Source organism: Falsiruegeria sp. JB4-1 (assembly GCF_055693495.1).
The window spans coordinates 3147305-3165954 of sequence record NZ_JBVFTZ010000001.1; the positions used below are offsets into that span (position 1 = coordinate 3147305).

The 18650-nt window shown below is 56.1% G+C and carries 14 protein-coding genes and 6 pseudogenes; 11 read left to right on the forward strand and 9 right to left on the reverse strand.

Going from position 1 to position 18650, the window contains the following annotated elements:
• Positions 1-37: 37 nt before the first annotated feature.
• The 4 genes and pseudogenes from ACZ1HE_RS16115 (at position 38) to ACZ1HE_RS16130 (ending at position 4813) form a co-directional block, all read left to right on the forward strand.
• A pseudogene (locus ACZ1HE_RS16115) lies at positions 38-1357 on the forward strand (glutamine synthetase family protein).
• Between the two features lie 58 nt (positions 1358-1415).
• Positions 1416-2149 (forward strand): annotated as a pseudogene (locus tag ACZ1HE_RS16120) (type 1 glutamine amidotransferase).
• Positions 2100-3458, forward strand: a complete 1359-nt coding sequence (locus ACZ1HE_RS16125; RefSeq protein WP_472622400.1) for a glutamine synthetase family protein — start codon at positions 2100-2102, stop codon at positions 3456-3458. The pseudogene ACZ1HE_RS16120 and the gene ACZ1HE_RS16125 overlap by 50 nt, the downstream one beginning before the upstream one ends.
• A gap of 163 nt (positions 3459-3621) precedes the next feature.
• Positions 3622-4813 (forward strand): annotated as a pseudogene (locus ACZ1HE_RS16130) (DegT/DnrJ/EryC1/StrS family aminotransferase).
• A gap of 159 nt (positions 4814-4972) precedes the next feature.
• Here ACZ1HE_RS16130 and phaR read toward each other — a convergent pair.
• From phaR to phaC, 3 genes and pseudogenes are all read right to left on the reverse strand, one after another.
• The gene (gene phaR / locus ACZ1HE_RS16135) at positions 4973-5530 is read right to left on the reverse strand and encodes a polyhydroxyalkanoate synthesis repressor PhaR (RefSeq protein WP_472622402.1); all 558 of its coding nucleotides are present in this window, start codon (positions 5528-5530) and stop codon (positions 4973-4975) included.
• A 199-nt stretch (positions 5531-5729) separates the two neighbouring features.
• Positions 5730-6174, reverse strand: a pseudogene (locus ACZ1HE_RS16140) (phasin family protein).
• 130 nt (positions 6175-6304) lie between these two features.
• Positions 6305-8111 (reverse strand): annotated as a pseudogene (gene phaC, locus ACZ1HE_RS16145) (class I poly(R)-hydroxyalkanoic acid synthase).
• Positions 8112-8223: 112 nt separating this feature from the next.
• Here phaC and phaZ point away from each other — a divergent pair.
• The 3 genes from phaZ to ACZ1HE_RS16160 all read left to right on the forward strand — a co-directional run bounded on the left by phaZ (position 8224) and on the right by ACZ1HE_RS16160 (position 10111).
• Positions 8224-9522, forward strand: coding sequence for a polyhydroxyalkanoate depolymerase (gene phaZ / locus ACZ1HE_RS16150; protein ID WP_472622404.1), 1299 nt, complete (start codon positions 8224-8226; stop codon positions 9520-9522).
• A gap of 83 nt (positions 9523-9605) precedes the next feature.
• The gene (locus ACZ1HE_RS16155; RefSeq protein WP_472622406.1) at positions 9606-9863 is read left to right on the forward strand and encodes a DUF6151 family protein; all 258 of its coding nucleotides are present in this window, start codon (positions 9606-9608) and stop codon (positions 9861-9863) included.
• On the forward strand, positions 9860-10111 hold the full coding sequence (locus ACZ1HE_RS16160; RefSeq protein ID WP_472622408.1) for a hypothetical protein: 252 nt from the start codon (positions 9860-9862) through the stop codon (positions 10109-10111). The genes ACZ1HE_RS16155 and ACZ1HE_RS16160 overlap by 4 nt, the downstream gene beginning before the upstream one ends.
• Before the next feature lie 55 nt (positions 10112-10166).
• On the opposite strand, the gene ACZ1HE_RS16165 is transcribed toward ACZ1HE_RS16160, so the two are convergent.
• From ACZ1HE_RS16165 to ACZ1HE_RS16190, 6 genes are all read right to left on the reverse strand, one after another.
• Entirely contained in the window at positions 10167-10886 is a 720-nt protein-coding gene (locus ACZ1HE_RS16165) for an alpha/beta fold hydrolase (protein ID WP_472622410.1), read from the reverse strand.
• A gap of 98 nt (positions 10887-10984) precedes the next feature.
• Positions 10985-11599, reverse strand: coding sequence for a hypothetical protein (locus ACZ1HE_RS16170; protein ID WP_472624509.1), 615 nt, complete (start codon positions 11597-11599; stop codon positions 10985-10987).
• A gap of 17 nt (positions 11600-11616) precedes the next feature.
• Positions 11617-12513: a hypothetical protein gene (locus ACZ1HE_RS16175; RefSeq protein ID WP_472622412.1), complete on the reverse strand. Its 897-nt coding sequence runs from the start codon at positions 12511-12513 to the stop codon at positions 11617-11619.
• A 2-nt stretch (positions 12514-12515) separates the two neighbouring features.
• On the reverse strand, positions 12516-12941 hold the full coding sequence (locus tag ACZ1HE_RS16180) for a VOC family protein (protein ID WP_472624511.1): 426 nt from the start codon (positions 12939-12941) through the stop codon (positions 12516-12518).
• Complete coding sequence (locus ACZ1HE_RS16185; protein WP_472622414.1) at positions 12941-13933, reverse strand: alpha/beta hydrolase; 993 nt, start codon at positions 13931-13933, stop codon at positions 12941-12943. Before ACZ1HE_RS16185 ends, ACZ1HE_RS16180 begins: the two co-directional genes overlap by 1 nt.
• On the reverse strand, positions 13930-14682 hold the full coding sequence (locus ACZ1HE_RS16190) for an alpha/beta hydrolase (protein ID WP_472622416.1): 753 nt from the start codon (positions 14680-14682) through the stop codon (positions 13930-13932). The genes ACZ1HE_RS16185 and ACZ1HE_RS16190 overlap by 4 nt, the downstream gene beginning before the upstream one ends.
• A 112-nt stretch (positions 14683-14794) precedes the next feature.
• Between ACZ1HE_RS16190 and ACZ1HE_RS16195 the strand changes: the two genes are divergently transcribed.
• The 4 genes and pseudogenes from ACZ1HE_RS16195 to ACZ1HE_RS16210 all read left to right on the forward strand — a co-directional run.
• Positions 14795-15550, forward strand: a complete 756-nt coding sequence (locus ACZ1HE_RS16195; RefSeq protein WP_472622418.1) for an ArsR/SmtB family transcription factor — start codon at positions 14795-14797, stop codon at positions 15548-15550.
• A 12-nt stretch (positions 15551-15562) separates the two neighbouring features.
• Positions 15563-15964 carry an MAPEG family protein gene (locus tag ACZ1HE_RS16200; RefSeq protein ID WP_472622420.1) on the forward strand — a complete coding sequence of 134 codons (402 nt, stop codon included), beginning with the start codon at positions 15563-15565 and terminating at the stop codon, positions 15962-15964.
• Between the two features lie 159 nt (positions 15965-16123).
• A complete protein-coding gene (gene thrS, locus ACZ1HE_RS16205; RefSeq protein WP_472622422.1) occupies positions 16124-18082 on the forward strand; it encodes a threonine--tRNA ligase in 1959 nt (652 codons plus the stop codon).
• A gap of 222 nt (positions 18083-18304) precedes the next feature.
• Positions 18305-18598: pseudogene (locus tag ACZ1HE_RS16210) on the forward strand (BufA1 family periplasmic bufferin-type metallophore); the annotation flags it as partial.
• Positions 18599-18650 lie beyond the last annotated feature (52 nt).

Sequence of the window (18650 nt, forward strand, 5' to 3'; positions counted from 1 at the left end):
CTCGGCTATCTCTCTGAAAACGGCTTCGGAGCGTCCCATGGATCTTGCACTATTCGATACTTTCCGCGTTGCGGCCTGCGACCTGAATGGGCAATTGCGAGGCAAGCGTGTTCCGTCATCGTATTCCGGAAAATTGGACAAAGGCGCCGTGCGCATCCCCTTTTCCGCGCTGAATGTCGATCTCTGGGGAGCAGACATCGAAAACAGCCCATTGGTTTTCGAAAGCGGTGATGCAGACGGAATGTTGAAGCCGACTGGCAGGAGTCCTGTACCAATGCCCTGGCTGGCGCAGCCATCGGCGCTGGTGTTGATGGAGCTCTATCATGACGATGGCAACCGGTTTGATGGTGATCCCCGCCATGCTCTGGCTGCGGTGCTGGACCGGTATGCATCCCGTGGATGGTCCGTCATAGCCGCAACCGAATTGGAATTTACCTTACTCGACGACAGCGGGGATACCCCTTGCCCGCCGCGCAATCCAATCACCGGGCGTCTTCTCTCTGACACGGCGGTTCTTTCCGTCACCGAGCTGGACGCATTTGACGCGTTTTTTCTGATTTGTATCAAGCTTGTTCTGACATGGAGGTGCCAGCACAAACATCAATATCAGAGGCTGGAATTGGCCAGTTCGAGGTCAATTTGAACCATCAAGACGCGATGAGATGCGCTGACGACACCCTACTGTTCAAGACATTGGTCCGCGGATTGGCGCGTAAACATGGCTATGCGGCGACCTTCATGGCCAAACCTTACCCTGACGACGCCTAGCAACGGGATGCATGTGCATTTTTCTGTCGTTGATGAAAAAGGTAAGAATGTATTCGACAATGGCGGTCCAGACGGCACAGACATTCTTCGCCAGGCCGTTGCCGGATGCGTTGCCGCAATGCCCGACTGCACGCTGATCTTTGCTCCTCATGGAAATTCCTACACCCGCCTTGTTCCTGGTGCTCATGCCCCAACAGGCGCATGCTGGGCCTATGAAAACCGTACTGCGGCCATCCGAATTCCCGGCGGGGCTCCAGTGGCTCGGCGCATCGAACACCGGGTCGCAGGCGGCGACACCAACCCGTATCTGATGCTAACGGCCGTCCTGGGCGCGGCTTTGATCGGGATCGAAGACGCCATGTCTCCACCGCCCCCAATTTCGGGGAATGCCTATGAACTTGATGACATACCTCAACTGGCTTCAGATTGGACTGCGGCGGTGGACCGCTTTGAGGCGAGCGCAGTAGCGGCCCGCATTTTTTCGCCTGCGATGATCCAAAACCTAGTGATGACCAAGCGTCAAGAGATCGCCCTGTTCGCCGAAAAAGCACCTGAAACGCATTGGCTCAGCTATCTGGAAGCAGTCTGATGTCTTGCGGCACGTCGCAGGCTGCGGTAGGCTTGAATTTGATCAAATTTGGTGACTCATGAAAATCGGCATACTGATAACGGGCCATGCACCGGACGCCCTGATTGGGAAAACGGGCGACTATGATAAAATTTTTGCGCGCCTTCTAAGCGGCCACGGGCACGAATTTGATTTTGCCGCCTATGCCGTGGTCGACAATGAGTTTCCCAAAGTGCCGATGATTGCGATGGTTGGCTTTTGACGGGATCAAAGCACGGGGCGTACGAAGACCACGACTGGATTCCCCCACTGGAGCAGTTGATCCGCGACATCCACGCCCGTGGATTGCCAATGATCGGTGTTTGTTTCGGACACCAGATCATCGCCCAGGCACTTGGTGGCAAGGTCGAGAAATTCAGCCGCGGATGGGCCATCGGCCCGACCGAGTATGACTATGGCGACCGCCAGATGGTAATGAACGCCTGGCATCAGGATCAGGTGACCGAACTGCCCAAAGGGGCAACGGTGCTTGCAAGCAACGACTTCTGCAAGAACGCGGTGCTTGCCTACGGCAACGCCATCTGGACCGTGCAGCCGCATCCCGAGTTCGACAATGAGTTTGTCGATGGGCTGATCAAGGCGCGTGGGCGCGGGCTGGTTCCTGACACCATTCTTGACGCCGCCGAAACCCGACTGACTGATACCATCGACAGCCCGCAGATCGCGCGCGAGATGGCCAATTTTTTGCAGAAGCAGGTGCAGCATGACCGATTGGAAAGACAATCTCCCCGAAGCCGCGAAAACCTATCTTGAAGGCAGACGCCTGGATGAAGTCGAGTGTGTGATCTCGGACCTGCCTGGCATCGCGCGCGGCAAGGCCGTGCCTGCTAGCAAGTTCGCCAAGCAGGACTATTTCCACCTGCCCGACAGCATCTTTTACCAGACCATCACCGGCGACTGGGGTGAAGCTGCTGGCGATGACGGCTTCATTGAAAAGGACATGATCCTGAAGCCCGATATGACCACTGCAACTGCCGCCCCGTGGACCGGCGACTGGACGTTGCAAGTGATACACGATGCCTATGATCGTGATGGTGAGGCGATCCCATATTCGCCGAGAAACGTTCTCAAACGTGTGGTGCAGCTCTACCGTGACCAAGGATGGGACCCGATCGTGGCCCCAGAGATGGAGTTCTTTCTGGTCGCCCGCAACGTCGACCCGGCCAAGGCCATCGAACCTATGATGGGCCGTTCGGGTCGCCCTGCCGCCGCGCGACAGGCCTATTCGATGACCGCTGTGGATGAGTTTGGCCCGGTGATCGACGACATCTATGATTTCGCCGAGCATCAAGGGTTCGAGATCGACGGCATCACACAGGAAGGCGGCGCAGGTCAGCTCGAGATCAACTTGCTGCACGGCGACCCAGTCAAGCTGGCGGACGAGGTGTTCTATTTCAAGCGCCTGATCCGCGAGGCAGCGCTGCGTCACGATTGTTTCGCCACGTTTATGGCCAAACCGATCGAGGACGAACCCGGAAGTGCCATGCACATTCACCATTCGATCGTGGACGTCGAAACGGGCCAGAACATCTTTGTTGGGCCGCAAGGCGGCGAGACAGACGCCTTTTATCACTTTATCGCCGGCCTGCAGAACCACCTGCCATCGGGCCTTGCGGTCATGGCGCCTTATGTGAACTCTTACCGACGATATGTGAAAGACCATGCGGCACCTATCAACCTGGAATGGGCGCGCGACAATCGCACCACTGGCATTCGCGTGCCGTTGTCCGGCCCCGCAGCACGTCGGGTTGAAAACCGGATCGCCGGAATGGACTGCAACCCTTATCTGGGTATCGCAGTCTCGTTGGCGTGCGGCTATCTGGGCCTGACCGAGCAACAGCGCCCCCGCCGCCAGTTCTATGGCGATGCCTACGAAGGCGAAGGCGACATCCCTCAAGTCTTGGGTCAAGCGCTGGATATGTTTGACGGTGCCAAAGCTCTGCACGACGTACTGGGCCCCGAATTCGCACGGGTCTATTCCATCGTCAAACGCGCTGAGTACGAAGAGTTTTTGCAAGTGATCTCGCCATGGGAGCGGGAACATCTGCTACTAAACGTCTAATCCTGATCAGGCCCTGGAATCTTCTCTGGCCGCAGGAATTAAGCTGACCCGCCCCGGATCACTCCGGTGGCGGGTTTCTTTTTGTCGTGTCACAGATCTTTAGCTTGGCAGGCGGAGGGCTTTGTTTTAGATTTATCAAAGGGACCCTGTAGGAATTTGAAATATGAAGACTCCCCCAAACGTCCATGCGGCTGAACCCATTCCGGCCGCAGCCCGCGAAGCCATCGATACATTACTGACCTCTGGCGACCTGTTTCGCTACACCGCGCCCCAAGACGCGCCAGTTGCCCTGTTGGAACGTGAGTTTGCCGAGCTACTGGGCTCAAAATACGCACTTGCGGTGTCCTCCTGTTCGGCCGCACTGTTCCTGTCCCTCAAGGCGCTGGACCTGCCGCGTGATGCGCGTGTCCTGATCCCCGGTTTCACCTTTGCCGCCGTGCCATCATCGGTCGTGCATGCCGATTGCGTGCCGGTCCTATGCGAAGTGGGCGACAACTATCGCATTGATCTTGCAGACTTCGAGGCCAAGCTTGGCAGCGTTCACGCGGTGATAATAAGCCACATGCGCGGCCACACCTCGGACATGGACGCGATCATGTCGCTGTGCGACGCGCGTGATATCCCGGTGATCGAGGATGCCGCGCATTCTCTGGGAACCACGTGGAACGGACGTAATATTGGCTCCATAGGCAAAATCGGCTGTTTCAGCTTTCAGTCCTATAAGATGATCAATGCAGGCGAAGGTGGCATCCTGATCACTGACGACGCCGATCTTGTGGCGCGCGCGATCATCATGTCGGGCGCTTACGAGCACAATTGGAAGAAACATCCCGTACTCCAAGACAGCTTTGCCAAGTGGCAGAACCAGCTACCGCTCTATAACCTGCGAATGAGCAACCTGAGCGCCGCTGTCATTCGCCCTCAATTGCCTGAACTGGCTTAGCCGTGTGACAGATGGGCTTGCAAATCACGACTACGTCGCCGCGCGGCTCAACACCTCTGCCTACATCGACGTTCCCACGCCCCTGCCCGCAGAACGCCGCGCACCGGATTCAATCCAATTCAATTTGAACGGGCTGGACGAAGCCGAGATCCGGCAATTTGCCCACGCCGCCGAGGCGCGTGGGGTCAAAGTGCAGGTGTTCGGGCTGAGTGAGGACAACGCCCGCGCCTTCTGGAACTGGCAATTCATCCACGACTTGCCGGAACTTCCCAAAACCCGCGCCATGCTGATGCACGCCTGTGATGTGCGTCTGCCTGTTGCCTTGACCCGCAAGGACTTGGACGCAGTCGCCGACATCCTGCTTGAGGCGATGGCCGAAGCCGCTGGCCCCGTGCGCAGCTACGGCACGTGATAGCGGACAAACGGCGGTGCCGCGCCGGGCACAGCCCGGCGCCCGGCCCAACGGGAGGTGGAGTTTCGTAAGAAACTTTGCCGACGAGCGGGAGCCATCCGGAACAAAAAAGCCGCGCCCGTTGCCGGGGGCGGCTTAAACTCAACAGATCTGATCCTGTCAGCTTAGCTTGGACAGCTTGTTCTGCAATTCCGCCAGTTGCTTCTTGATCTCGTCCAGATCTTCGCCGCTCTCGTCGGATTTGGCGTTCTCAGACGCATCCGGGGCTGACCAGTTGGTCGACAACCCACCGGTCATTGCCTTAAGAAACGCCTCTTGCTGGGCTTGCATCGCCTCGAACCCCGGTATCTGGGCCATTGGGTTCATCGCGTTCATGTTTTCCATCATCTTCGACTGGCTCTCGCGCAGCATCTCGAACGAGGATTGCAGGAACTGAGGCATCATACCACCACCGGGCACCATGTAACTGCGGACCAGGTCGTTGAGCACATTAACAGGCAGGACGTTCTCGCCACGGCTTTCGTGTTCAGCAATGATCTGCAGCAGATATTGGCGGGTCAGGTCATCACCGGACTTCAGATCAACAATCTGTACCTCACGTCCATCCCGGATGAACCCCGCAATATCCTCGAGCGTTACATAGTCGCTGGTTTCGGTGTTGTAGAGCCGTCGGCTGGCATAGCGCTTGATCAGCAGTGGTTTTTCTTGTTCTGCCACCGAGTATCCTCCCCAGGAATGATGCATTGCAGCAAGAGCCTATGCGAGCGCAGAACAAAAGAAAAGAGGTCAGGCATTGACTTAAGTGTCAGCAGACCAAACCCGAACAAAAAAGAAAGGGCAGGTCAATTGACCTGCCCTACGCGGGATGCACCAAAAAAGTGGGAGGAGAGGGATCGGTGCAGACCCGCTCTGTCGCTTACTTAGCAGCTGCTTTTTTGGCTGCGGCGGTCACATCGTTGGTGGCCTTTTTCACAGCGGCAGTTGCGTCTTCGGTGATGTCTTTGCCCGCAGCCATGAACAGCTCAACAGTGTCCATCTGGACTTTTTTGGCGATCTCAGCAAAAGCAGCCATGTTTTCAGCAGCAACTTCGGCCGAAGCGGATGCGAAATCGGTTGCGGCTTTGGCATAGTCGGCCGGGTCGGTTTTTGCTTTCAGAAACTTCGGTCAGTTTGGCCAGGGTGTCCTTGGTCCATTTGTTCGAAATCTCGGCCGATTTCTCGGCTGCTTCCAGAGCAACGTTCGACAGTTTTTCGTTCAGGGTCGCGGTCGATTTGAACGCGTCTTCCATCGCCGATGTGTCAACCGGGAACGAGCCCATTACGTCTTTCATGATCGCGGTAAAGTCTTGGGTCTTTGCCATTGTCTTAATCCTCTTTGCTGTCCGGGCCCACCCCGGTGTTCGTCAGCTTGAGAGGAATATGCTTTCTGCATCGCAGCATTTCAAGTTTTTTCTTGCTGCGCTGCAGAATAATTTTCATTTATCAATTATTTCAATAACTTGCCTTTACGGCAACATAGGTTCCGGGTGCCGGCGACAAGGGCGGGTGCTTCGAGATCGCCTGGTTCACGTGCAGGTATTTGCTTTCCAGACCGCTTCTTGAGCCACGCCTCCCACATCGGCCACCAGGATCCTTCGTGATAGTCAGCCTCTTTCATCCAAGTGTCTGCATCCCGGGTCAGGTCAGGGTTTGTGTAATGACCGTATTTCTTTTTGCTCGGCGGGTTCACAATGCCAGCGATATGCCCTGACTCGGAAACCACGAAGGATTTCGATCGAGACCCCATCTGCTGCACCCCACGGTAGCAATCTTTCCATGCTGCAATGTGATCAGTTTCACATGTTATGGCCATGAGCGGAACATCGACATCGCTGATGTGAAGCTTGTGGCCCATCAACTCGACGCCGTCTGTCACGAATTCATTTCGCTGACACAGACCGCGCAAGTACTGCATGGCCATCTTTGCGGGCAAGTTTGCGCCATCTCCGTTCCAGTACAGCAAGTCAAAGGCAGGGGGTGTTTCACCCAGCATGTAGCTTCGGATCGCAGGTGAATAAATCAAGTCGTTTGACCGCAGATAGGACATCGTCCGTCCAATCACCCAGGATCGCAAGACGCCGTCCCTGCTTACTTGCTCCTCAATCCCATCAATGAAATCGTTCTGCAGAAACGGTGTAAACTCACCCTGCTCCGAAAAATCCGTCAAAGTGGTGAAGAATGTCGCGGATTTGATGGACTTGTCACCACGTTGCTTCAACAACGACAAGGTCAGGTTAAGTGTCGTTCCGGCGATACAATACCCCACCGCGTTCACCTGCTTAACCTTGCAGATATCCTTGACCGTTTCGATCGCCGTCAAGAACCCGTCTTGAACATAGTCTTCCATGCCAATGTCGGCATAAGACTGGTCAGGGTTCACCCAACTAACGACAAAGAGAGTGTACCCCTGCTCGACAACCCATTTTATCAGACTGTTCTGCGCCTTGAGATCAAGAATGTAGAACTTGTTGATCCACGGTGGAAACAAAACAATCGGGGTCTCACAGACCGTATCTGTGACCGGGCTGTACTGGATCAGCTCGATCATTTTGTTGCGATAGACCACCTCACCAGGAGTTGTGGCAATATTACCACCCAGTTCAAAGGCACTTTCGTCCGCAAGGCGGACTACCATCTCACCATCGTTGGCCTCAAGATCAGCCACCAGATTCTCAAGCCCTTTGACCAGTGACTGCCCTTCAGTTTCAACCGCCTTTTCCAAGGCATCCGGATTGGTCGCAAGAAAATTGGTCGGCGCCATCAGATCGATGATCTGCTGCGAAAAATAGTTCAGGCGTCGCCGGTCCTTTTCTTCCAGATCATCCTGCACCGCTTCCACAGCCTGCGAGATGGCCTGAGCGTTGGTCTGATATTGTTGCTTGATAAAGTGAAAATATGGGTTGTTGTCCCACATCGGGTTGGCAAAGCGGCGATCTTTGGATTTTTCTCCGTCGGTTTCAATTCCGCCACTGGCAAGTGCCTTCTGGGCATCGGCAAAATTCAGAACCGATTTCCCCCAGAACTCTATTTGCTGCTCCCAAAGCTTGGCCGGGTTTTGTATTGCCTCGCTCCAATAAGCAGTTGCTGCTCGTGCGAAAAGCTCTTGATTCGGGCCGTCCAAAGCAGGCGTGTGAGGCTTTTTGCTGGCCATAACTTCGACCAGCCGTTTTGACAGAGTTTCGACTTTGGCCATATTTTCCTTAAGTCGATCAAGGTGTTCACCGGTCAATTCCGGTGCGGTGTCTTGGCTAGTTGTCATTTTAAGGAAACCCTCTTACTCTCGCTGCTATGCAGAATAACGTCGTGGGTTTGTGGGAACAAAGCGACGAATGGTCCGAACTGTTCGGTGCTATCAATTAGGAGACCCATTTATGCGCTATATGATGACCTACGACTTCATGGAAACCATGCGCAACACCAATCAATGGTTGGGCGCATCGGCAAATTCTCTCGCATCGTACCCTGTCTTTTCGATGATGCCAAACCCTGCGTTGAGCTGGATGGCGGCTTGGGGCGAGGTGACAGAACGCACATACCAGCGCATGGTCGTCAAGCCAGATTGGGGCATCCGAACCTTTACCTGCGAAGACGGCAAAGACCACCTGGTCGATATCGCGACAGTTGTTGAGCGCCCGTTTGGCGACTTGGTGCATTTCAAGGTCAATGGGCGCGAAGAACAGCCTCGCAAGGTTCTATTGGTGGCGCCGATGTCCGGACACTACGCCACCTTGTTGCGTTCGACCGTTAAGAGCCTGATCGTTAACTGCGAAGTTTATGTCACCGACTGGCACAACGCACGCGACATCCCGGTTTCCGCAGGCAAATTCGATGTCGAAGACTACACACAATACCTGGTTGATTTTATGCGCGAAATGGGCCCCGATACCCATGTAATCGCCGTCTGCCAGCCCGCTCCTTTGACATTGGCTGCCACTGCCTATTTAGCCGAACAGGACCCGGATGCACAGCCCTTGTCTCTGACTCTGATCGGCGGTCCTGTTGACCCGGATGCAACTCCGACTGAAGTCACCGATTTCGGCCGCCGTGTGACTATGGGTCAGCTCGAAGAAACGATGATCCAGCGTGTGGGCTTTAAGTACAAAGGTGTGGGCCGCATGGTCTATCCTGGTCTACTACAGCTGACCTCGTTCATGTCGATGAACGGTGAGCGTCACTCCAAGGCCTTCTCCGACCAGATCCAGCGCGTAATGCGCGGCGAGGCGTCGGACCATGACGCACACAACAGATTCTATGACGAGTATCTGGCTGTCATGGATATGCCAGCCGAGTTCTACCTTTCGACGGTAGAACGGGTCTTCAAGAAGCGTGAAATCGCCAAGAATGAATTCGTTGTGAACGGGCACAAGGTGGACATGAGCAAGATCACCAGCGTTGCTGTTAAAACTGTCGAAGGCGCCAACGACGATATTTCGGCGCCGGGGCAGTGTATTGCAGCATTGGACCTGTGTACCGGACTGCCCGACAGCAAGAAAGCGAGCCACGTTGAACCCGGTGCGGGTCACTATGGCATCTTCGCGGGCCGCAGCTGGCGCGACAACATCCGCCCTCTGGTCATCGACTTCATGAACGCAAACGCCGAACGCAAGTCACCTAGCAAGCCTGCGCGCAAGTCACCTCGCAAGGCAGCCAACAAAAACACGGCAGCCTGACCTTGGCTGCTCGGGGGAAAGACGGGCCCCTCGGTTTTGCGTGTTCTTGCGGCGCGCTCAAAGGGCACGTCACCGCCGAGGGCGTGAAATCCGGTACCCATGTCGTCTGTTATTGTTCCGATTGCCGAGCGGGGGAGTTGTATTTTCAGCAACCTGACCCGGCTCCGGATCCCGTCGATATCTTTCAACTCAGCCCCGACACCTTAGTCATCGAGCAAGGAGCCGAGCATCTGGCTGTGATAAGGCTAAGTCCCAGGGGCATATTTCGGTGGTATGCCAAATGTTGCAGCACACCGATATGCACGACACTGAAATCGGCTAAAACCCCTTCGCCGGAATGAATGTAAATCGGTTTGACGATCCTGAACGCCTGGGACCCGTGGTCTCGAAAGCGTTTGTTCCTGCCGCCGACGGCAGCCGAAAGCATGAAACTGCGGCTCGCGCGGCGTGGCCTCTGGTCAAACGAATGGCAGTGGCGCGACTAACCGGGCGGTGGCGACATACGCCGTTTTTTGATGCGGCCTCTGGAGCACCTGTTGTAGAACCCCGTGTCATCGACAAATCGGAACGAGACGCTCTTTATTCCTGAGGTTCGGCTTTTTTAGCCCTGTCTTGGGTGTTGTCCCCAAAGTCTTACAAGTGTTTCAGGAGGACAACTGGTCTAGTGGAGGTTTTTGCAGCCACCGGGTCAATGCCTGAGTAACGATATCTGGCGTTTCAAGGGTAGGAAGATGACCTGCGTTTTCAATGACCTGCAATTCCGCTCCTGGTATCAGATCTGCCATGAAACTGTGCCGTTTCACCGGGGTCAGCCCATCATGAGCTCCGCACAACACCAACGTGGGCACTTTGATCTTGCGCAACGTCCCCTGTTGATCCGGGCGCCGCTGCAAGGCACGTGATTGTCGTACAAACGCCTCTTCTCCCATGTCGCGGGCCATTGCATAAACCTGCTCCAACACTTGCATGCGATTGGGATTGGGTGCCAAAAATTCGGGTTTCACCGCTTCGCGCATCACCTCATCCAAACGACCAGTTTTGGCGCCAACGATCAGCGGTTCTCGCGCGGCGGCGATCTGAGGGGTTTCTGCCTGCACGTCCGTATCCATGAGGCACAGTCGTGTAACGCGATCGGGCGCCCGACGAACGAGCTCCATCGCGACGATGCCCCCCATACTCAGCCCAGCCAGGGCAAATCGTTGCGGCAACTGATCAAGCAATGCCGAAGCGATTTTTTCTACCCTCTCTTCCATGTGAATAGGGGCCACCATGACCACGCGTTCGCGGCCAAGCGTCAAGAGTTGATGTGCATACAATCGGGCATCACTCATCATGCCCGGCAACAAAACAAGCGGCTCAACCATATTTGGATACCGCCAGCCAAGAACGGATCATAACACTGTCCCATGCATTTGATTTTTCCGCAGAATGCGAAACTTGCGGCCCACAGGCAAGAGTCACTTCACGGATATTGAATTCCTCGAAAGGCAGGGAAATCCTTATAGCGCCTGCATCGTTGCTCCTGGGTTTCATCAGGGGCCTCCCCGGCTTTCAGCAACCGCCCGCGCGGAGCGATGTAACTGTCGATCCGGCGCAGGGGTTCAGGGCGCCAGACAAGGTTAAATGCACATAGTTTGGGAAAGAACCAGATCTCTGAAAAATCAAGATGGTCATGCATCCACCATGCTAGATCGCGCCAGTCCCGACCCCGTTCGTATTGGTCGGCAAACCACGGGATCACCACTGATGCACCTGCAATTCGATCCGTTCCTTCCCCACGGTCCCATATATGACATTCAAGTGGGTGCGTGTTACGGGCGCAATTTAGTTTTCTGTCGTTGCCAAACTGGTTGAGTGATGGCGAACGATAACCGGATCGAACGGCGACCCGACCAAAGGTCTCTTCCAAAGGGTCCATCAGCGTTTCACAGAACGCACGCCCCGTTTCGATCGCCAGATCAGGATTGTCCGGAATATTTTGTTTTTGATGAAAATTCCCGATCTCGGAATAAAGAAAGTCCCGCATGAAGAAGTGCCGCGACAGCCGTACCCGACCAAGTGTTTCAAGGCTCCACATACTGCCGGGTTTGCGCATCAGTTCAGTTCCTCAATTATCGCTTTGGCCATCTGATTGGCGAGGCGGTCGTGAAACAGCGGCAAAAGCTTTGCTCCCGCGGGGTCCCAGCCAAGCGATAGACGCCATCGGGCATAGAACAGTAGCTCCACTGCATGGGTTTGCAGTCTTGGCCATGCTTCTCTTAGGTGACGTCGCAGATTGTCGACCTCTGGCCTTTTGGGATCCTGTCCGCGCTTGCGTACCTCTGCGGCCCAATTCTCACACAGTGCCAAATGTGCGTCAGTACGCTCTTCAATCCAACGTTCAGTCGCAGGCCGCGAGATTGCCCCAATGGCCTCTTTCACATCCCTCGGCATCGTGCGCAAACACGTCTGGAAAGCAACTTGAAAGATCTCTTCCTCCGGGACAGTCATGCCCCAAGCCGACGGTTGTTCGCGCAACAGCAATGTATGTGCCTGCTCGGTCCAGGTGCCCTCGTGAATCACTCCCAACAGTTCCAAAACTCTGTGCACCTCGGTACTGATCCACGCGGGTCCAAACCCACCGCTCGCGGCGACGTTGGGGGGCAGAACCTTGGGCGGTTCGGCCGCTACGTTAGTCCACGTTGCCCCAGCGGTACGAATTGGCCGACGTTGAACCGGCGCCCCGTCCATTTGCCGCCAACTGATTTCGTTGCATTGACCGGCAACGGCCAAAACGGCGACGGCGACATCTTCCACTATAGGTAACTGATCAGGCACCCGGGGTGCTGACAATTCAGCTGCGCCCCATGGCCGTGCTTCGGCATAACCACAAGCCTCAAGAAGCATACAGCCGAATTGCCAAGCCGTCGTGGCGTGATCGTTGAACCCGCCATGCTCGTCTTTCGGCAGGCGTTGCACAACATTATCGCAAACAGCCTCAACCCAGCTCATGCCTAGTACCCGTTCCAACGGAACGCGCCATCCTCGCGCAGGGACGAAAACGGATTGTGAGCGACTTCCCAAATGGTGCCATCCGGTGCACGAAAATACCCGTGATGTCCGCCCCAGAAAACATCCTGAGCAGGTTTGAGAATATCGGCACCGGCCTCTTGTGCTGCGTCCAAAACATTGGCCACTTCGCCCTTGGTTCGACAGTTGTAACTGAGCGTGATGGCCCCCTGCCCCAAAGCTTCGGCAGCAACACCGATTTCGTCGGCAAGCGCATTAATCGGGTAAAGTCCCAACACCTGTCCAACCAGGTCAAACGCAATCACTCCATCAGGAGTATCCACCCTTTGCCATCCCATCGCCTCATAGAACTCTGCCGCCGTTGTCGGGTCATAAACACCAAGAGTGATTAGGCTGACCCGCTGCTCCATCATTCTATTTCCAACGACTTGAGCCACGCCAAAACGTCTTGCACCGTAGGATCGGTTTGCCCCGGAGACATGATGTCACCGGCAATCACGTGAGAGGACGGATCATCGCCCGGCCCCATGGTCACAGGCTGCAACTCAACTGGTCCACCCCATTGCGCCGCAATCTCGCGCGCGATGTCGGCCCGCACGACCCGATCGTTGTCCGAGAACCGGAACAACGCAGGTATTTTTGCCTTGGAAAAATTCAAATCCACAACGGCTTGAACGATAACTGTCAAGGGAACGATCGCTTCCCAGGAATAATCGGTGCTCCAATATGTGTCCTTGTCAGTCTCGCCAGACGGTGGGTTTCGGGTTCCCCCCATCAGCGGTGGCAGCCAGATGCGTGCTCCTGGCAGAGAGGGTATCCAAGTGGCAGGTGCGTTTATGCCGAAATTGGGAGAGATGAATACCATCGCAGCAACATCTTTCGACAACTCTGGGTTCAGTGCAGCTGCCGCGATCAGGGTACCACCTGTTGAAGTGCTGAGAACCACGACCTTGTCGCCGACCGCCCGTGCCGCGGCGAGAGCTTCGGCGGTATCCCTCATCCAACCCGACGCGGTCCCTTCGGCCATTGCAGCGCCCCCACGACCATGGCCTTGCAGCCGCGTGTAGACCAGATTGGCGCCCAATGCGTTAGCAACCTTGTCCGGGACTGGCCTGATTTCCTCGGACGAAGCTGAAAATCCGTGAATGTAGAGTATGGAGTAAGGGGTTCGCTGCTCTTTCGCCCCTGGTTGCCAGATCACGCGCTTTTCTGTGCCCGGTACAATGTCGTCAAAACCGGATTCTATGCTTTCAAAATAGACCTGCACGCCCTCACCAAATTTGCGAGCTTCAAAATCCGGGTCCAGATCGACTTCTTCGCGCGGGCCAAAGACCAAAACTGAAGCTACCAGAACCAACAGACCAAGCAGCAATCGCCCCAGAAATTTTCCGAAGGACCTCATCTAACGGTCTCGATGACGTCCAGAACCGCCTGTTCCATCAGTCCCAGACAAGGGCCGTCCGAAAACCGGTGGTCCGCGTCCTTGACCAGCAACAATCGCATGTCGTCGCAGTTTGCATGCTCCAGCAATTTGAGCGCCGTTTCCGTCGAAACGGCCGTGTCCGCCGTTCCTTGCAGGCAGCGTACCGGAAACGGCAGTTTAAGCGCAGACCGCAACACCAACCGGTTGCGCCCATCCTCAATCATCCGCTTGGTGACGATGTAGGGTTCCATATAATCCGACGGCAAGGCAACTTGTCCCTCGGCTTCGAGCATTCGGCGCTGCGCATCATCGAACCCGGCCCACCAGCCGTCTTCGGTGAAGTCGGGCGCCGCAGCAATGGTAACCATCCCTACTATCCGTTCTGGCCGTTCGCGGGCCAAAAGCAGCGCCTGCCATCCGCCCATAGACGATCCCGCGATGATCAGCGAACCGTCCGTGAGTGCATCAATTGCCTCTAGCGTGTCTTCGTGCCAGTCACCTATGCAGCCCTCGTCGAAGATGCCCGAACTTTCGCCGTGCCCCGAATAATCGAACCGCAGAAATTTCTGCCCCCGTTCACGGCACCAAGCCTCAAGATGGACAGCTTTGGTGCCTTCCATGTCCGACTTCAGCCCGCCCAGAAACACTACGGTCGGCCCCTGCCCTTCGGTCTTGTGATAGGCCAAGGATCGGCCTTGCGCGGTCTTCAGAAAATCTGTTGCTGGCACGTCGGTCTCCTTCACGTTTACCCGATCATGCAAATCCACGGCAGCGGCTGCAATCAGCTTTTATAGGTGACCATCTTGTCACGTGACTATCTAATCACGTATAACTGATTCCATGGACATGATCTTCAAGGCTCTTGCTGATCCGACCAGGCGTGAATTGCTGGATCGGTTGCGCGCCCAGGATGGACAAAGCCTGCAACAATTGCAGGACGATCTGGACATGACCCGGTTCGGGGTCATGAAGCATCTGGGTGTTTTGGAAGAGGCCGGACTGATCGTGACCCGCAAGCAGGGACGGTTCAAACATCATTACCTGAACGCTGTGCCCCTGCAGGAAGCCATAGACCGGTGGATCGAACCCTTGATCGTCAAATCGGCAGCGCGAGCAGTGATCGACTTGAAAGCGAAACTGGAAGGACACGGCCCAATGGCAAAACCCGATTTCATGATGCAAACCTTTATTGAAACAACCCAAGACCAGCTGTGGGACGCGCTGACGAAAGGCGAGCTTGCAGCGCAGTATCACTTCGCCTGCCAAAACGTTGACGGCGACCTGGCCCCGGGCGGCGGGCAAAAGTACATTCTGCCAGATGGCAACCCGATGCTGGAACTGGATGTGCTCGACATCTCTCCCAAAGATCGGATCGAAATGACCTTTACCCCGCACTTCTTTGGTCCCGATGCTCCGACTTCGCGGTGCGTGTATCTGTTGGAACCTTCAGGAAGCGCAATGAAACTGACCATAGAACACTACGATGTCCCAGTCGGTCACGAAGGGGTCGGCGAAGGATGGGCACGACTGGCATCAGCGCTCAAATCCTTTCTCGAGGTTGGTCCGTCCGACACCAAGCGCTTTGGCTTTGCTTAAGGAGGTCACGTCATGAGCACCGAACTTGGTATTCTTACCTGCCTGATGATCCTCGCCGCCTCGATGTGGATTCCCTATGTCGTCGGCATCAGTTCCGATCCGTCCGAAGAAGACGCCTTTGATAGCCCTGCGGACATCAAGCGCCTGCGGCCTTGGGTTCAACGGGCGCATCGCGCGCATCTGAACCTGTTGGAGCAAGCCATCCCTTTTGCCATCCTCGTTCTGATCATCGACCGGGTTGGCGGATACAGCAGCCTGACATATTGGGCCACTATCGCATTTTTCTGGATTCGGGTTGCCCATGCTCTGGGCATGATCAGCGGTTACGCGAAGATGCCGCTGCGCCCAATCCTGTTCACTGCAGGATGGATCTGCACCTTGCTGATGGCCTACGCCGCATTCAGTGCAGCATGATCCGTAAAAAGCTTCGCTGAGGTTCAGTAGAACGCGCGAGGGGGCGGTTCCCCCTCGCCAGACACTTGACACTGCACGCACTCCTTGCGATGTGAGCCCTACACCATAACCCGCAACCGGGCGTTCTGTGGGCGCCAAACCGACGAGGAGAGCCAAATCATGGCCTTGGATTCAAAATCCGTCTCTCTCACCTTTCCCGATGGCAATGCACGTTCCTATGACGCAGGCGTAACCCCTGTGCAGGTGGCTGCCGATATCTCGACCTCTCTGGCGAAAAAGGCCATCTCGGCCACTGTCGACGGTCAGCATTGGGACCTGCAATGGCCCATCAATGCCGACGCGCAAGTCGCCATTCACACCATGAAGGACGAGGATCAAGCCAACGAGCTGATCCGCCACGATCTGGCGCACATCATGGCGCGTGCGGTGCAGGAAATCTGGCCCGACACCAAGGTCACCATCGGCCCGGTGATCGATAACGGCTGGTATTACGACTTTGACCGCGCCGAGCCGTTCACCCCCGAGGACCTGGGTGCTATCGAAAAAAAGATGAAGGAAATCATCAATAAGCGCGACGCTGTGACCACAGAGGTCTGGGATCGTCAGCGCGCGATCGATTTCTACACCGAAAACAACGAGCCCTATAAGGTCGAGCTGATCGACGCCATTCCGGGTGACGAACCGCTGCGCATGTACTGGCACGGCGACTGGCAAGACCTGTGCCGCGGCCCGCACCTGCAGCACACCGGCCAGGTCCCGGGTGACGCCTTCAAGCTGATGAGCATTGCGGGCGCCTATTGGCGTGGCGACAGCGACCGCGCGATGCTGCAGCGCATCTATGGCGTGGCCTTCACCGGCAAGGAAAAGCTGAAAGCGCACCTGCACATGCTGGAAGAGGCCGCCAAGCGCGACCACCGCAAGCTGGGCCGCGAAATGAACCTGTATCACATGCAGGAAGAGGCCCCCGGTCAGGTGTTCTGGCATCCCAACGGCTGGAAAATTTACACCACCCTGCAGGATTACATGCGCCGGATGCAGGAGCGTGACGGCTATGTCGAGGTGAACACGCCTCAAGTAGTTGACCGCAAACTGTGGGAGGCCTCGGGCCACTGGGACAAGTACCAGGAAAACATGTTCATCGTCGAAGTGGACGAAGAGCATGCCCGCGAAAAGGCGATCAATGCGCTGAAGCCAATGAACTGCCCCTGCCACGTGCAGGTGTTCAATCAGGGCCTGAAATCCTATCGCGACCTGCCACTGCGCATGGCCGAGTTCGGGTCCTGCGCGCGGTATGAACCCTCAGGCGCTCTGCACGGGATCATGCGGGTGCGTGGGTTCACTCAGGACGATGGCCACATCTTCTGTGCCGAGGATCAGATCGAGCCGGAAACCGCCAAGTTCATTGCCTTCCTGTCCAAGGTCTATGCCGATCTGGGCTTCCACGACTGGACCATCAAGCTGTCCACCCGCCCTGAAAAGCGGATCGGGTCGGATGAGAGCTGGGACTTCTTGGAGAAAGCACTGGGTGAGGCTTGCAAGGCCGCCGGCTATGAGTATGAGATCCTCGAGGGCGAAGGCGCATTCTATGGACCGAAGCTGGAATTCACCCTAACCGACGCCATCGGCCGGACCTGGCAGTGTGGCACCCTTCAGGTGGACTCCAACTTGCCCGAACGGCTGGACGCAACATTCATCGGTGCGGATGGATCGAAACATCGCCCCTATATGCTGCACCGTGCCTGCCTGGGATCGTTCGAGCGCTTCATCGGCATTCTGATCGAAGAGCACGCCGGGAAGCTGCCGTTCTGGCTGGCACCGCGTCAAGTGGTTGTCGCCTCGATCACATCCGAGGCAGATGACTACGTTAACGAGGTGGTTGAGACCCTGCGCGCTGCTGGTGTCCGGGCCGAGGCCGACATCCGCAACGAAAAGATCAACTACAAGGTCCGCGAGCATTCGGTCGGCAAAGTGCCCGTGATTTTGGCCGTGGGTCATCGCGAAGTTGAAGAGCGCACCGTGTCGGTTCGCCGCTTGGGTGATAAGCGCACCAGTGTCGAAAGCCTGATCGATGTAACAAATGCCCTGTCGACCGAGGCAACACCACCGGATCTTCTGTAACATTCGGCGAAAAAACACCTGCAATCCGGCCCCGATTTAAGGGCCGGATTGTAACATTTCAAAAAATCCCCTATAAAAACAAAATATTAACAAGTGCTCTGCCATGACATGGGCTGACGCGCGCGTGAGACACGGGCTCGTGAATTCAAACCCGGCTGACGAGGGGCTACCTTGTCAGTGTCAACAACAGACACACCGAAATCACCAAGAGGATTTACCGAGATGTCGAACACAGTCAAAACCCTTGCCGTTGCAGGCGCAGTTGCAGCAGCTCTGGCTGCCACCACCACCACCGTGAGCGCGCAGGCCAAAGAGAAATGCTATGGCGTTTCGCTGGCTGGCGAAAATGACTGCGCAGCAGGCCCCGGCACCACATGCGCGGGCACCTCGACTGTCGATTATCAGGGCAACGCATGGACCCTGGTTGATGCAGGCACCTGCGAAACCATGGAACTGCCTGCTCAGGCAGACGGCTCCGCACGCCAAGGTTCGTTGGAAGCGCAAGAGCGCGACCTGCTAGGCATAAGCCGCACTGCTTATCAAGACGAATTCTGGGGGCGGGTGGCGC

Coding starts and splice junctions, on each gene's coding strand:
- ACZ1HE_RS16125 (WP_472622400.1), top strand. CDS start 2,100: ATGACCGATTGGAAAGACAATCTCCCCGAAGCCGCGAAAACCTATCTT.
- phaZ (WP_472622404.1), top strand. CDS start 8,224: ATGCGCTATATGATGACCTACGACTTCATGGAAACCATGCGCAACACC.
- ACZ1HE_RS16160 (WP_472622408.1), top strand. CDS start 9,860: ATGAATGTAAATCGGTTTGACGATCCTGAACGCCTGGGACCCGTGGTC.
- ACZ1HE_RS16165 (WP_472622410.1), bottom strand. CDS start 10,886: ATGGTTGAGCCGCTTGTTTTGTTGCCGGGCATGATGAGTGATGCCCGA.
- ACZ1HE_RS16170 (WP_472624509.1), bottom strand. CDS start 11,599: ATGTGGAGCCTTGAAACACTTGGTCGGGTACGGCTGTCGCGGCACTTC.
- ACZ1HE_RS16175 (WP_472622412.1), bottom strand. CDS start 12,513: ATGAGCTGGGTTGAGGCTGTTTGCGATAATGTTGTGCAACGCCTGCCG.
- ACZ1HE_RS16180 (WP_472624511.1), bottom strand. CDS start 12,941: ATGGAGCAGCGGGTCAGCCTAATCACTCTTGGTGTTTATGACCCGACA.
- ACZ1HE_RS16185 (WP_472622414.1), bottom strand. CDS start 13,933: ATGAGGTCCTTCGGAAAATTTCTGGGGCGATTGCTGCTTGGTCTGTTG.
- ACZ1HE_RS16195 (WP_472622418.1), top strand. CDS start 14,795: ATGGACATGATCTTCAAGGCTCTTGCTGATCCGACCAGGCGTGAATTG.
- ACZ1HE_RS16200 (WP_472622420.1), top strand. CDS start 15,563: ATGAGCACCGAACTTGGTATTCTTACCTGCCTGATGATCCTCGCCGCC.
- thrS (WP_472622422.1), top strand. CDS start 16,124: ATGGCCTTGGATTCAAAATCCGTCTCTCTCACCTTTCCCGATGGCAAT.